Source organism: Streptomyces dryopteridis (genome assembly GCF_049606955.1).
In the GTDB taxonomy this organism is placed as follows: Bacteria; Actinomycetota; Actinomycetes; order Streptomycetales; family Streptomycetaceae; genus Streptomyces.
Genome location: NZ_CP187113.1, coordinates 4069103 through 4083252 on the forward strand (window position 1 = coordinate 4069103; position 14150 = coordinate 4083252).

12 protein-coding genes are annotated in these 14150 nt (G+C 75.9%); 4 read left to right on the plus strand and 8 right to left on the minus strand.

What is annotated here, in order from left to right:
* Nucleotides 1–148 precede the first annotated feature (148 nt).
* Nucleotides 149–382 carry a heavy-metal-associated domain-containing protein gene (locus ACN20G_RS17425; protein ID WP_424213711.1) on the minus strand — a complete coding sequence of 78 codons (234 nt, stop codon included), beginning with the start codon at nt 380–382 and terminating at the stop codon, nt 149–151.
* A gap of 248 nt (nt 383–630) precedes the next feature.
* On the opposite strand from ACN20G_RS17425, the gene ACN20G_RS17430 reads away from it, so the two are divergent.
* A complete protein-coding gene (locus ACN20G_RS17430; protein WP_424213712.1) occupies nt 631–1851 on the plus strand; it encodes a cation:proton antiporter in 1221 nt (406 codons plus the stop codon).
* Nucleotides 1852–1899: 48 nt separating this feature from the next.
* Here the strand turns inward: ACN20G_RS17430 and ACN20G_RS17435 are convergent, their stop codons facing one another.
* Nucleotides 1900–2094, minus strand: coding sequence for a helix-turn-helix transcriptional regulator (locus ACN20G_RS17435; RefSeq protein WP_424213713.1), 195 nt, complete (start codon nt 2092–2094; stop codon nt 1900–1902).
* 595 nt (nt 2095–2689) lie between these two features.
* Here ACN20G_RS17435 and ACN20G_RS17440 point away from each other — a divergent pair.
* A complete protein-coding gene (locus ACN20G_RS17440) occupies nt 2690–4189 on the plus strand; it encodes a CoA-acylating methylmalonate-semialdehyde dehydrogenase (RefSeq protein ID WP_424213714.1) in 1500 nt (499 codons plus the stop codon).
* A gap of 217 nt (nt 4190–4406) precedes the next feature.
* Here the strand turns inward: ACN20G_RS17440 and ACN20G_RS17445 are convergent, their stop codons facing one another.
* The 3 genes from ACN20G_RS17445 to ACN20G_RS17455 all read right to left on the minus strand — a co-directional run bounded on the left by ACN20G_RS17445 (nt 4407) and on the right by ACN20G_RS17455 (nt 9606).
* Nucleotides 4407–5516, minus strand: a complete 1110-nt coding sequence (locus ACN20G_RS17445; RefSeq protein WP_424213715.1) for a WxL protein peptidoglycan domain-containing protein — start codon at nt 5514–5516, stop codon at nt 4407–4409.
* Nucleotides 5517–6959: 1443 nt separating this feature from the next.
* Complete coding sequence (locus ACN20G_RS17450) at nt 6960–9008, minus strand: S8 family serine peptidase (RefSeq protein WP_424213716.1); 2049 nt, start codon at nt 9006–9008, stop codon at nt 6960–6962.
* A 190-nt stretch (nt 9009–9198) separates the two neighbouring features.
* A complete protein-coding gene (locus ACN20G_RS17455) occupies nt 9199–9606 on the minus strand; it encodes a GNAT family N-acetyltransferase (protein WP_424213717.1) in 408 nt (135 codons plus the stop codon).
* A gap of 43 nt (nt 9607–9649) precedes the next feature.
* Here ACN20G_RS17455 and ACN20G_RS17460 point away from each other — a divergent pair, with 43 nt between their 5' ends.
* Nucleotides 9650–10447, plus strand: a complete 798-nt coding sequence (locus ACN20G_RS17460; protein WP_424213718.1) for a nucleoside deaminase — start codon at nt 9650–9652, stop codon at nt 10445–10447.
* Here the strand turns inward: ACN20G_RS17460 and ACN20G_RS17465 are convergent.
* From ACN20G_RS17465 to ACN20G_RS17475, 3 genes are all read right to left on the minus strand, one after another.
* Nucleotides 10378–11163, minus strand: a complete 786-nt coding sequence (locus ACN20G_RS17465; protein WP_424213719.1) for a 4'-phosphopantetheinyl transferase family protein — start codon at nt 11161–11163, stop codon at nt 10378–10380. The two genes, ACN20G_RS17460 and ACN20G_RS17465, sit on opposite strands and share 70 nt — an antisense overlap.
* 157 nt (nt 11164–11320) lie before the next feature.
* Nucleotides 11321–11833 carry a hypothetical protein gene (locus tag ACN20G_RS17470; protein WP_424213720.1) on the minus strand — a complete coding sequence of 171 codons (513 nt, stop codon included), beginning with the start codon at nt 11831–11833 and terminating at the stop codon, nt 11321–11323.
* 113 nt (nt 11834–11946) lie between these two features.
* Nucleotides 11947–12495 (minus strand): DUF4240 domain-containing protein, encoded by a 549-nt coding sequence (locus ACN20G_RS17475; RefSeq protein ID WP_424213721.1) that lies wholly within the window; start codon nt 12493–12495, stop codon nt 11947–11949.
* A gap of 374 nt (nt 12496–12869) precedes the next feature.
* Here ACN20G_RS17475 and argJ point away from each other — a divergent pair, with 374 nt between their 5' ends.
* Nucleotides 12870–14024, plus strand: coding sequence for a bifunctional glutamate N-acetyltransferase/amino-acid acetyltransferase ArgJ (argJ, locus tag ACN20G_RS17480; protein WP_424213722.1), 1155 nt, complete (start codon nt 12870–12872; stop codon nt 14022–14024).
* Nucleotides 14025–14150 lie beyond the last annotated feature (126 nt).

The following is a 14150-nucleotide window of genomic DNA, read 5'->3' on the forward strand; positions in this document are numbered from 1 at the left end:
GGGGATGGGCCGGGCCGGGCCGCGGCCGGGACGGATCCCGGCCGGGCCGCGGTCCGGCGGGCGGTGCGCGTCACGCGCGTCAGACGGCGTGCGCGACGCGGGTGGTGCGAGTGATACGGGTGGTGCGGTCGGCCTGGGCCGGGGTGGGTCAGGCCACGCCGGCCAGTTCGAAGCCGGCCTCGTCCACGGCCTCGCGCACGGCGGCCTCGTCCAGCGGGACCTCCGAGATCACGGTGACCTCGCCGGCGGCGGCGACGGCGGTCACCGAGGTGACCCCGTCCAGGGCCGACAGCTCCTTGGACACGGCGCCCTCGCAGTGGCCGCAGCTCATGCCCGTCACCTTGTAGACGGTGGTGACGGCGGTGTCCGTCTCGGCGCTCATGTCGTTCTCCTCTTCGGAAGTGCTGGATCGATCGGTGGGCGGGGTCGCGTGGGCGACGCCCGAGCCTCCCTGCGGTCAGACTATACCCCTAGGGGGTATGAAAGCGAGCACCGCCCGACCTCGCCGCGCCCCTCGACCCCACCTTCGAGCGTCCCACGCGCCCCATTCGTCCCGCCCGGCCCCGATGGTGGCCCGACGGCGACCCCGTCGAATGGACAAGGCCCCCGAACCGTACGTAAATGACCTTTATGGCGCATGTGGGAACCCTGATTCTGATCATGGCCATCGCGGTCCTGGCCCCGCTGCTCGTCCACGCGCTGGGCCGCTGGTGCGCGATCCCGCTGGTCGTCGTGGAGATCCTGCTCGGCGTCCTGATCGGCCCCGACGTGCTCGGATGGGCGCACGGCGGCGAGGTGCTCGACGTGCTGAGCCACCTCGGGCTCGCCATGCTGATCTTCCTCGCCGGCCACGAGATCGAATTCGACCGGATCCGCGGCGACACCCTCAACCGCTCCCTGCTCGCCTGGCTCGTCACCCTCGCCCTCGGCCTGGGCGTCGGCACCCTCGTCGCGGGCGGCGACTTCGGCAAGGGCGTCTTCCTCGGCACCGCCCTCACCAGCACCGCACTCGGCGCGATCCTCCCCATGCTCAGCGACGCCGGGGAACTGCGCGGACGCTTCGGCTCCGTGGTCATGGCCATGGGATCGGTCGGCGAGTTCGGCCCCATCGTCGCCATGGCCCTGCTGCTGGGCACCCGGGCCCCCGGCCGCTCGGCCCTCGTGCTCATCGCGTTCGGCCTGATCACCGCCGGCGCCGTGTGGTGGGCGCTGCGCCCCAAACCGGCCTGGCTCGGCGGCCTCATCACGCGGACCCTGGACACCAGCTCCCAGTTCGCGGTCCGCCTGATCATGCTGCTGCTGGTGGCCATGCTGGGCCTGGCCGGCGCCCTCGGCATCGACACCCTGCTCGGCGCCTTCGCGGCCGGGGTCCTGACCCGGCTCGTGCTGCGCGCCGCCGCCCCCGACAGCGGGCACGCCGTGCTCGCCCGCGTCGAGGCCCTCGGCTTCGGCTTCCTCGTCCCGATCTTCTTCGTGGTCACCGGCATCGAGTTCGACCTGCGGTCCCTGCTCTCCGGCGGCCGGCCGCTGCTCCTCGTGCCGGTGTTCCTCCTCCTCTTCCTGCTGCTGCGCGGCGGGCCGGTGCGGCTGCTCGCGCCCCGGGACCTCGGCGGCCGGGACCGGACCGCGCTCGCCCTGTTCTCCTCCACCGCCCTGCCCCTCGTGGTCGCCATCACCACGCTGGGCGTCGAGGACGGGGCGGTGCGACCGGGCGAGGCGGCGGCCCTGGTCGCGGCCGGCATGGTCTCCGTGCTGCTCTTCCCCCTCCTCGCCCGCCGGGCCCGGGCCGGCGGCGGCGCCGGGGCGGGGACGGCGGCAGGGCGGGGGAAGGAGGCGGAGGAGGCGTGGTGACGGCGGCGCGGTCGGCGGGGGCGCGGCCGGCGCGTTCGGCCGGGGCGCTCAGCGGCCGGCGCGGGTGCCCGGGCGGCGGCTGACCCAGTCCCGGACGGTGTCCGCGTACCAGTACGGCTTGCCGACCTCCACGTGGTCCGGCGGCGGCAGCAGCCCGTGCTTGCGGTACGAGCGGACCGTGTCCGTGCGGACGCCGATGTGCGCGGCGATCTCCTTGTAGGACCAGAGGGTGCGGTCGGTCATCCGGGAACCTCCCAGGTTGCCCGCGGTCCGGTCGTCGGCCGGGGGGAGGCCGCCGGGGGGTTCCGGAGTCGCGGTCGTTCGCTGTACGTCCGAGTTCTGCCCGCGGAACGATCTTCACGGACCGGATCGGAGACGGTCGGCCCCGGCCCGTGACGGAAGACCCGCGTAGTGCGGACACTCGTGACACGGCCCCGACACTCGTGACGTTCCCGGCACCGGACGCCGCCCGCCCCGGGGCGCCCGCGACGGCGCGCGAAGACTCGTACGCGCCCCCTGTGACCTGCGTGAACCCCCGCTCGCACCGGCTCCTCCCAGATGTCCACTCGCGCCCCCGAACGCCCGACACTGTGTCGGGCCCGGCCCCGGGCGCGGGCGTGGTGGGATGGGTGCAGCGGCCGGGGGCAGAGATGCGAAGGTCGAGCACCGGACGTCCCACCGCGACCCGCGTCGCCCGGGACGGACGCCCGGCGCCGATCGACGCGCGCGCCCCGCCCGCGTCCTCGCCGTGCCGGGCACGACGAGGGACGGCAACGACCCGGGCAGGCCACGCGGCAATCGGCATCCGCGAGAGCCGCAAGGCTGTGAGGAGCAGGACATGAAGACGGTCAACCACTGGATCGGCGGTCGCGACACCGAGGGCACGTCGGGCGCGTACGGCGAGGTCACCGACCCGGCCACCGGCGAGGTCACCACCCGGGTCGCGCTCGCGTCCGCCGACGAGGTCGACGCGGCGGTACGCGTGGCCAAGGAGGCGTTCACGACCTGGGGCCAGTCCTCCCTGGCCGCCCGCACCAAGGTGCTGTTCGCCTACCGCGCCCTCCTCGACGCCAACCGCGACGCGATCGCCGAGCTGATCGTCGCCGAGCACGGCAAGGTGCACTCCGACGCCCTCGGCGAGGTCGCGCGCGGTCTGGAGATCGTCGAACTGGCCTGCGGGATCACCACGCAGCTCAAGGGCGAACTGTCGACCTCCGTGTCGAACCGGGTGGACGTGGCCGCGATCCGCCAGCCGCTCGGCGTCGTCGCCGGCATCACCCCGTTCAACTTCCCGGCCATGGTGCCGATGTGGATGTTCCCGCTGGCCGTGGCCTGCGGCAACACCTTCGTCCTCAAGCCCAGCGAGAAGGACCCCTCGGCCGCCAACAAGCTGGCCGAGCTCGCCACGCAGGCCGGCCTGCCGGACGGCGTCCTCAACGTGCTGCACGGCGACAAGGTCGCGGTCGACGCGCTCCTCGCCCACCCCGACGTGGCCGCCGTCTCCTTCGTCGGCTCCACCCCCATCGCCCGCCACATCCACACCACCGCCTCCGCCAACGGCAAGCGCGTGCAGGCCCTGGGCGGCGCCAAGAACCACATGCTGGTGCTGCCCGACGCCGACCTCGACGCAGCCGCCGACGCCGCCGTCTCCGCCGCCTACGGCTCGGCCGGCGAACGCTGCATGGCCATCTCGGCCGTCGTGGCCGTCGGCGCCATCGGCGACACCCTCGTGGAGAAGATCCGCGAGCGCGCCGAGAAGATCAAGATCGGCCCCGGCGACGACGAGACCTCCGAGATGGGCCCCCTGATCACCGCCGCCCACCGCGACAAGGTCGCCTCCTACGTGCACGGGGCCGCCGCCCAGGGCGCCGAGGTCGTCCTCGACGGCACCGGGTACACCGTCGAGGGCTTCGAGAACGGCCACTGGATCGGCCTGTCGCTGCTCGACAAGGTCTCCACCGACGCCGACGCCTACCGCGACGAGATCTTCGGCCCGGTGCTGTGCGTGCTGCGCGCCGACACCTACGAGGAGGGCGTGGCCCTGATCAACGCCTCCCCGTTCGGCAACGGCACGGCCATCTTCACCCGCGACGGCGGCGCGGCCCGCCGCTTCCAGCTGGAGGTCCAGGCGGGCATGGTCGGCGTCAACGTGCCGATCCCGGTCCCCGTCGGTTACCACTCCTTCGGCGGCTGGAAGGACTCCCTCTTCGGCGACCACCACATCTACGGCACCGACGGCATCCACTTCTACACCCGCGGCAAGGTCGTCACGACCCGCTGGCCCGACCCCTCCGAGGCCCCCTCGGGCGTGGACCTCGGGTTCCCCCGCAACCACTGACCGGCCGCCCGCGCGGCCGGCCGCCCGCTGGGACCCCACCCGCGCGGCACCCCCCGTGACCGACCCCCGGCCGGCCCTCACCGACCGGGGGTTCCGCGCGCTCGACGGGGGTCGGTGCCGGGTCGGGGTCGGGGGTCGGGTCCGGTTCGGGTTCGGTCCGGGTCGGGTCCGGGGCCGTGTCCCGGGTCCGCGCCCCGGGGCCGCGTCTCGGGGCGGGTCAGCCGCCGGTGGGCGTCAGGTTCGGGGAGCGGTCGGCGGTCGGCGCGCCGCCGCCCCCGTCCGGGCCCGCCGTCGGACCCTGCGCCCGGCGCGCCCGACGCCGCCGCAGCGCCCACCACGTGAGCCCGCCGCCCGCCAGGACCGCGAGGACGCTCACCAACAGCCAGGGCACGGCGAAGAACGACACCTTCCCGTCCGAGCTCAGGTCCGGGTGCTCGGCCCCGCCCGTCGCCGTCACCGTCAGCTCCGCCCGGTCGGCCTGCGGGGCGTCCGCCCAGACCTCCGTGCGCGTCACCCGCTGACCCGGCAGCAACGACAGGTCCTTCAACCGGGCCGCCGGCCGCTCCCACACCGTCCGCCCGAACAGGCCCTCCGCGCGGAACGCCACGTTCGGGTTCACCACCACATTGCCCCGGTTGACCAGCGTGTACGTCACGACGGCCCGGGCGCCCGAGGACCACGGCACGGTCGGCGCCGACCGCCGCACCGTCACGTCCTCCACGCTCACCCCCGGCGTCAACGGCCCCGGCACCCGGAAGTACAACCGGGCACCCACCGAACGCCGCACCCCGACACTGAGCCCGGCCCCCTGCCGCACCCCCTCCACCGCCGTGTTCAGGGCCACGATCCCGCCGATGTGATCCCCCGGCAGCGCGTCCGCGGGCACCCTCACCGTGAACGGCAGGTCCTTGCGGCCCTTGGGCGGCACGGTGATCGGCGACTTCGCCTCGGCCGGCAACGACACCCACGAGCCCACCCCCGTCGGCCTGTTCTCCACCGGCAACAGGGCGAAGGCCCCGCCCGCAGGGGTGTTCACGGCGTCCGTCGCGAACACGGTGAAGGTGAGCGGGGCATTCGAGGAGTTGACGATCGTCACGCTGTCGGAGACCGAGGCGCCCGCCGCGCCCTGGTGGAAGTAGTAGGCGCGGTCGGGGGAGGAGGCGCCGGAGCGCGGGGTGGGGAAGACGCCCCAGGTGCCGTTGTCGGCGGCGCGGGCGGCGGGGGCCGCCACGAACCCGGACCCGAGCAGCACACCGACGAGCAGCGGCAGGAGGAGGACGAGCGGGAGGGCGCGCGGCCCGGCGGCGGGGGTGGTTCCGGTCGGCATGGGACGGCTCTCCAGACGGGGCGTGGGGCACTGCGACGCCCAAAGGCCGCCGCACGACCCCGGGGGTCGGGTCGGTCGGTCCGTGCGGGTGGTGCGGTGTGCGGGGTGCGGTGGCGCGTGCGCTCGTGCGGGTGCGGGTGCGGGTGCGGGTGCGGTGGCGCGCGGTGCGGTGTGCGTGCGGGGCGGTGGCGCGCGTGCGGTCGTGCGGGGCGGTGCGGTGACGCGCGTGCGGCGCTGGGCGGTCGTGCGGTGCGGTGGTGCGGCGGGCTCGTGCGGTGCGGGTGTGCGTACGCGTGTGGTGTGGCGATGGGTCGTGCGCGTGCGGGGGCGTGCCGTGGTGCGTCGCGCTTCACGTGCCGGGCGGTGCCGGGCGCGGTGGGTCGGGTCGTTCGGGCATGCGGGGTCGGCCGCGACGCGACTCGGCCGGACGCCGAGCGCGGCAACAAGGGTGGGCCCCGAGCCCTCATTGAGGAAGGGGGATGCGCGTAGCCATCCGCTCCCGTCCCGGAGATCCGCCCCAGAAGCCCGGCACCGCGACCGCGCGGAACAGACTCACGACCCCCGCCGAGGGCCACTCGGAGCGCGGGCGCGGCCGGGGGCGGGCGCGTGCCGCCGCCTGGTGTGGGCCGCTCAGCGCAAGCGCGGGGCGGGCGGGAGCACGGGGCGCAGGCCGCCGGGGAACAATCCGCCGGGGAACACCGGGCCCGCGAACGGCCCGCCGAGGGATGCACCGACCGACGCAGGCCGACCGGGCACCCCGCGCGGGACGAAGCCACGGCCCCGCCGAGGGCCACTCAGCGCGCGGGCGCGGGCGCGGCCGGGGGCGGGGGCGGGGCGCCCTCCCCTGGTGTGGGCCGCTCAGCGCAGGGGCGCGGTGGGCGGGAGCACGGAGCGCAGGCCGCCGGGGAACAGCGGGCCCGCGAACGGCCCGTCGGGGAACGCGCCGACCCACGCGGGCCGACCGGGCACCCCGCGCGGAACGAACCCACGGCCCCCGTCGAGGGCCACTCGGAGCGCGGCCGGGGACGGGTGCGTGCCGCCGCCTGGTGTGGGCCGCTCAGCGCAGGGGCGTGGTGGGCGGGGAGCATGGGGCGCAGGCTGCCCGTGAACAATCCGCCGGGGAACGTGCCGACCGGCGCGGGCCGACCGGGCATCCCGCGCGGAACGACCCCACGGCCCCCCGCCGAGGGCGACTCGGAGCGCGGGCGCGGCCGGGGACGGGCTCCGAGTCGCCTCTCTGGTGTGGGCCGCTCAGCGCAGGGGCGTGGTGGGCGGGAGCATGGGGCGCAGGCTGCCCGTGAACAATCTGCCGGGGAACGCTCCGACCGGCGCGGGCCGACCGGGCATCCCGCGCGGAACGAACCCACGGCCCCCCGCCGACGGCCACTCGGAGCGCGGGCGCGGCCGGGGACGGGTGCGTGCCGCCCCCCGGGTGTGGGCCGCTCAGCGCAGGGGCGGGGCGGGCGGGAGTACGGGGCGCAGGCCGCCCGGGAACAATCCGCCAGGGAACAGCGGGCCCGCGAACGGCCCGCCGGGGAACACGCCGACCGACGCGGGCCGACCAGGCGCCCCGCGCGGAATCGCCGTACCGGCCGAATCACGAGCCGAGTCCGGGCCCGCGCTGCCGGCAGCCGCGCCCCTGCCCCCGTCCGACGCGATGTCCTCCGTCGCCGCACCCCCGGCCTCGTCCGGCGCGATGCGCTCCGTCGCCACGCCCCCGGCCCCGTCATGCGCAGTGCCCTGCGGCTCCGCGCCTTGGGCCTCGCCCTCGGCCGCCGTGCCCTCCGATGCCGCTTCCCGGACCGCGCCGCCGGGCGTCGTGCCCTTCGGTGTCGCGTCCCGGGGCTCGCCCTCGGTCGCCCTGCTCTCCGCAGTGGCGCCCTCGGCCTCGTCCGGCGCCGTGTGCCCCGGCGTCGCGCCCTGGGCCTCGGCCTCGGCCGTCGTGGCCTCTGGTGTCGCGTCCCGGGCCTCGGTTCCGGCTGTCGTGCTCTCCGCAGGCGCGCTCTCGGCCCCGTCCGGCGTCGTGCCTTCCGCCACCGTCCCCTTCGGCGCCGCCTCCCCGGTCTCGCCCCCGGCCGCCGTGCCCTTCGGCGTCGCGTCCCGGGGCTTGTTCTTCGGTGCGGTGGGCCCCGGAGAGGCGTCTTTCCCCGCCGCCGTGTTCTTCGCGGCCGGTCCCGGCTTCGTCTCCGGGGTCCCGCTCGTGTGGTGGGTGCCGCCGCTCGTGAGGTGCAGCAGGCGGTTCGGGGTGCCGGAGCGCACCCCCGTCGCCGCGTCCGCGACCGCGCCCCGTACCACCGCCGCCGTGATCTGCGCCGGCGACGCCTCCGGGTACGCCGCCCGCCACACCGCCGCGACCCCCGCCGCGTGCGGCGAGGCCATCGAGGTCCCGGTCATCGCCCGGGTGCGGTCCCCGGCCCCGATCCACGCCGACACCACGTTCACGCCCGGCGCCAACACGTCCACACACCGGCCGTGGTTGGAGAAGCGCGGCATCCGGTCCGAGGAGTCGACGGCCCCGACCGTCAACGCGGCCGGCACCCTCGCCGGCGAGGCCCCGCACGCGTCGCGCCCGTCGTTGCCCGCCGACACCGCGAACACCACCCCCGCCGCGATCGCCCGCGACACCGCCGCGTCCAGTGTCGGATTGCGCGGGCCGCCCATGCTCATGTTGGCGACCACCGGCCGGATCGCGGCCCGTCCGCCGGCCGGGGTCGCCGCGTCGGCGAGCATCCAGTCGATGCCCTTCAGCATCGCCGACAGCGTGCCCGAACCCTCGCAGTCGGCGACCTTCACGCCCACCAGCGAGACCCCCTTGGCCACCCCGGACACCCGCCCGCCGATGGTGCCGGCGACATGCGTGCCGTGCCCGTTGCAGTCGGCCGGGCCCTGCCCGCGCACCGCGTTGAACCCGGCCCGGGCCCGGCCGCCGAACTCGGCGTGCCCGGTGTCGATGCCCGTGTCCAGGACGTACGCGGTGACGCCGGCGCCCGAACCCGGGGCCGCGTACCGGCCGTCGAGCGGCAGCGCGCGCTGGTCGAGCCGGTCCAGGCCCCAGGGCGCACCGCTCTGCACGGTGGGCGCGAGGCGTGCGCCGGGCGCGTCGAGGGGGCCGGGTGTCACGGGCGCGCCGGGCGTGCTCGGCGCGTCGATGTGGAAGGTGGTGTCCGGGACCACCCGGGCCACCCGGGGGTCGGCGGCGAGTTCGGCGGCACGGCGGGCGGTGGTGCGGACGGCGAAACCGTTCAACGCCCGTTCGTACACCGCCCCGACCTCGTCGCCCGCGTCGGCGGCGGCCCGCGACAGGGCCCGGCCGCCGGCCCGGGTCGTGGACTCGCCCAGGACCACCACCCACCCCTCGACGGCGTCGGGCGCGGGATCGGCGGCGGCCGGCGCCTGCCCGGCGAGCGCCAGGCAGGACGCGAGGAGGAGGACGGGGGCGAGGCGGGGGGAGGGGCGGTGCGCGGGGGCCGCCCCGACAGTGCGTGGGGTCATGCCGCGATGCTCGGACCGGCCGCCGGGCCGCGCGCGGAGAGTACGCCGACCGGCCGCGTGACACGCCGTGCGGACGGGCGTGTCGGCCGCCGACGGGGCGATCCCCGGCGCGGGAGGGCCGCGCCCGAAGAAGTCGGGCCCCGCCGGCGCCGGACCTCAGGCGCCGGACCTCAGGGGGGTAGGCGCGCGGTCAGAAGGTCCAGCCGCGCATCGTGAACACGCCCTCGTCGTGCGCCCCCGAGGACTCGTACGTGGCGAGCCCGGCGTCGTTGTCCGTGTCCACCCCGACCCACATTCCGTAGCAGCCCCGGGCGCGGGCCTCCTCCGCCAGATCGCGCACGAGGGCGCGCCCGATGCCCCGCCGGCGGTGTTCCCGGGCCACCGAGAGCTCGTACAGGCACATCTCGGTGCCCTTGTCGGGATGGGTCATCTCCACCCCGGACACCATGCCGACGGGTTCGCCGTCGAGGTAGGCGATCAGCATCAGGTGGCCCGGCGCCGCCAGGAAGCGGCGGGCCGCGTCGGGTCGGGACGGGCCGTCGAACAGCCCCTCGGCTGCCCGCAGTTCCTCGACGGTGCGGGCGGGACGGATCTCCATGCCCGCCACCATAGGGCGCGCGGGCCCGTGTGACGATGGTCCGATGCGCGAGGAAGGAACCGGTCTTCTCGTCCCGGCTCCGGTGCGGGTGGTCCTGGCGGAGGCGTACGGGGCACTGCGGGCCGGTGGGCTCGCGGTCGGCGCGGCCCTCGTCGACGCGGAGGGGCGCGTGCGCACCCGCGGCCGCAACCGCGCGTACGAGACGGGCCCGGGAGACCGGACGGGAGACCGGACGGGAGACCGGACGGAGGGCTCACCCGCGCCCGGCGCGCGCACCGGCGGCCCGCTGTGGAACACGCGCCTGGCGCACGCCGAGATCAACGCCCTCGCCCTCGCCCCCGCCGACCTGCCCCTGGGGGAGCTCACGTTGTGGAGCACGCAGGAGCCCTGCGCGATGTGCACGGCGGCGGCCCGGTTCACGGGTGTGGGCGCCGTGCGGTGGCTCGCCGTGGACCCGTGGGCGGACACGGTCGGGCACCTCGGCGCGGGCGGGCCCGGGGGCGGCGAGCTCGGGGCCGGTGGGCCCGGGGCCGGTGGCCCGGACGCGCGGCTCGCCGGCCCGGACGAGGGCGCGGTCCCGTTCGCGGCGCGGCTCGCGAACGCGCTGTTCCTGTGGAGCGTCGGCCTCGCCGCCGAGGGCCCGGGGGAGCCGCCGATCCTGCTCCGGGCCCGGTCGCGCGAACCGGCGACGGCCGCCCTGTACGACGTGCTGCGCGCCACGTGGCCGCAGGGCCCGCCGCCCCGCGCGCGGTTCGCGGCGTGGGCGACGGCTCAGGCCCGGGGCACGCCGGACGTGTGGGCCGCGCCGGACGCGCCGGACGGGGTGAGCGCGAGGGCGTAGGCGGCGGCGTGGCCGGGTTCGGTCGGCAGGTCCCGCAGCAGCCATCCGGCGGGCGCGCTCGGGGCGGGCCCGGCGCCCACGTACGGCTCCTCCGTGCCCAACGCGACGCCCACCCCGACGCCCTTGAGGTATGCCTCCTTGCGGGCCCAGCAGCGGGCGACGGCCTCCGTGTGCCCGGCCGGCGTGCTCAGGACGGCCAGTTCGGCGCGCTCGCGGGGGTGGAGCTGGCCGGCCACGTCGGCGGCGGACCCCGGGCTCGGGTGCCGTTCCACGTCCACGCCGATCGGCGCCGACGCGAACCCGAACAGGGCCAGGTCGCCGCTGTGGGAGAGGGAGAAGTGCAGCGGGTGGGCGCCGGCCTTCGCGTGCGCCGCGCCGAGCACGGGACGGCCGTGCGGGAGGGCGCACGAGGGGCACGGGGCCCGGTCGAACACGACGTGGGCCGGCGGCAGGTCGAGGTAGGCGCCCAGGAGCACGCGCAGGCCCACGTGCGAGGCGCGGTAGCGGATCCGGTCGCCCTCGTGCACGAACCGCGCGGCGCGCGCGCGTTCCTCGGCGTCGAAGAGCAGCGCCGGGCCGTCGGCGGCGGGCAGGCCGCCGATCTCCTCGGCCCGGGCGGCGTCCAGGACCCAGAACTCGGGTGCCCCGTCGGCGGGCAGGGCGCGGGGCGACAGGGGCGCGGGGCCGAGGGGTTCGACTGCTGCGGGCGAGATCACGGCCCGAGCCTAATCGACCGCGCGGGGGCCCGGCAGGGCGCGTTCCGGGGCCGTTCCGGAGCTCGTTCCCGGGTCGGTTCGAGGGCGTGGCCCGGGGCGGGTTCCGGGAGGGTCGGGGCGGAGCGGGGCGCGCTCCCCCCTGGGGCAGCGGCCGGGCTCAGCGCTGGGAGACGGCGACGGCGCGCATCCCGGCGCCCGGGGACGGCTCCCCGTCGGTCCAGGCGTAGACCCGCTTGCCGCGCACGACGACGTGGTAGCGGACGGCGTCCCGGCAGTCGGTGCGGGCCTCGGCGGTGAGGTCGCCCGGCCACCACTTGGCGTCCAGGGTGGGCGGGGCGGCCGGCGGGGTCGGGCCGGGGCAGGAGGGGGTCTCCAGGGGGGTCCGGGTCAGGGTGAACCGGATCAGCCGGGCCGGGCCGCCGTCACGGGTCTTGACGCGGACGTGCTTGGCGTCGGAGGGGATCCACGACGGCAGGCCGGCGGCGGGGTCGTGCGTGCCCCGTTCGTCGGCGCGGGCACTGAGCGCGGTGGTGAAGGAACGGTCCTTCTCGTGGAACAGCCGCTCGTTGATCGTGTCGGTCAGCGCGTTCGGCGGCAGGTTGGGCAGGGCGAACCCGACCGTGGCGACGGCTCCGACGGCGGCGGCGGCGATGACGAGGGGACGCTTCATACCCCTCAGTCTGGTCGAGCGGGGCGCCCGTATCGTCCGACCACGGGACGAATCGGGGGGTCAGCCGAAAGTCTGACCCGGGTCATCCCCAGGTCCACCGAAAGGCCGGCCGCTCACTCCGAACGGCACAGCTCCCGCAGCCCCGGCAGCCGCCGCCCCGTCTCCTCCTCGTCCTCGAAGTCCCAGCCCGGCGCCAGGTCCGGGTACTCCACGGTGAACACCCCCACCGGCAGCTCGCGCCCGGTCGCCAGCCGGAACGCGTCCCAGGCCACCCCCAACATCTCCTCCCCCTCCAACTCCCCGAGGTCCGCCAGTGCCTCCCGCACCCCGGTCAACTGCGCGAGCGCGTCCGGGTGCGCCACGACCCGCTCGAACATCGCCCGCCCCTGCGCGATCAGCCACCCCCGGAAGTACTCGAACCCGTCGTCGGAACAACCCCCGTTCACGAGGTACGCGGCCCCCCACAACGGCGTCCGGTACGACCGGGCCAACAGGTCCCACAAACGTTGTTGAGCCTGTATCAGATCGCTCTCGCCGAACTCGGACAGCACGCCCCGCGCCTCGCGTGCGATGACCGCGACATCGGCGCTCACGGCCGCCGCCGGAGCACCGGCTCGCGCCCGTGCCTCCTCGATCACATCCCAGAACCGCTGCTCGTCCATTCCTCGATGCTGACACCCCCGACGGACAACGCACACCCCCACCCGGCATCCTTTGCCCGCCGCCCGCCCGGGCCCGGCGCTCCCCGGCCGGCCGACCGAGGGATCCGGCCGGCACGCCCCCTCGCACACCCCGACGGCCCCAGCCCTCCGAAGCGGACACCACCCGCATTCTTATGCGTCCACCCGGCCCGGGCGGACCGCGCGCGCGAAGCGAGAACAACAGGAAACCCGCCGCTGGTACGGCCTCTTGGAGGTCCCCCACTCCCGAAAACGCACACCCCTCCACTTTTGATGTGTACGCTATACCGCATATTCATGCAGTCCTGCGGCATCTGCTCGCGGCGGCTCGCACTCCTCTGGAAGGGACGACGGACATGAGCACGCCAGTGCCCCGGGGCTTTCGCGGTGTGACGGTGAACATGGGCCTCAAGGACGTGGGCGACGACTTCGCGGCCGTGGTCTCGGAGGTGCCGGCCCGTTCCGCGGCCGTCTTCACCAAGTCGCGCTTCGCGGGCCCCAGCGTCGTGCTCAGCCGCGCCGACGCCCCGGCCGGCCGGGCCCGGGGCATGGTCGTCCTCTCCCGGAACGCCAACGTCGCCACCGGCGCGGCCGGGGCCGCCCACGCCGAGGAGGTGCGGGCCAAGGTCGCCGAGATCGCCGGCGTGGAACCCGCGGAACTCGTGATCGGCTCCACCGGCGTCATCGGCCGTCCCTACCCGATGGAGAGCATCCGGGCCGGCCTGGACCGACTGCCCCGCCCCTTCCCCGAGGCCGACTTCCCCGCCGCCGCGGCCGCGATCATGACCACGGACACCCGCGCCAAGCACCACACCGTCACCTGCGGGAACGCCGTCCTCACCGGCATCGCCAAGGGCGTCGGCATGATCGAGCCGAACATGGCCACCCTGCTCACCTTCTTCTTCACCGACGCCGACATCCCCGCCGACCGGCTCGACGCCCTCTTCCGGCGCGTGACGGACCGGACCTTCAACGCGCTGAGCATCGACACGGACACCTCCACCAGCGACACCGCCGCGATCTTCGCCAACGGGCTCGCCGGCCCCGTCGACCTCGACGAGTTCGAGCGCGCGCTCCACGCGTGCGCCCTCCACCTCGTCCGCTCCATCGCCTCCGACGGCGAAGGCGCGTCCAAGCTGATCGAGGTCGCCGTCACCGGCGCCCGCGACGACGCCCAGGCCAAACGGGTCGGCAAGAGCGTCGTCAACTCCCCCCTGGTCAAGGCCGCCGTGCACGGCGCGGACCCGAACTGGGGCCGCGTCGCCATGGCCATCGGCAAACTCGACGAGGAAACGGACATCGAACCCCCCCGGGTGCGGATCCGCTTCGGCGACCTCCTCATGCACCCGGGAGAACCCGGCGACGAACTCCTGGCCGAGGCCGCCCGCCACCTGAACGGCGAGGAGGTCCTCATCCACTGCGACCTGGGCATCGCGAACGGCACGTTCACCGTCTACGGCTGCGACCTGACCGAGAACTACGTGAAACTCAACGCGTCCTACACCACCTGACGGCCCCACGCCCCCGGGCCCTCACACGCGGCACGGGCGCGGCGGACGGCGACCACGTCGGCGGTGTGCCGGACCCCGGGCCCTCGCACGCGGCACGGGCGCGGCAGGCCCGTGACCGGTACCGAC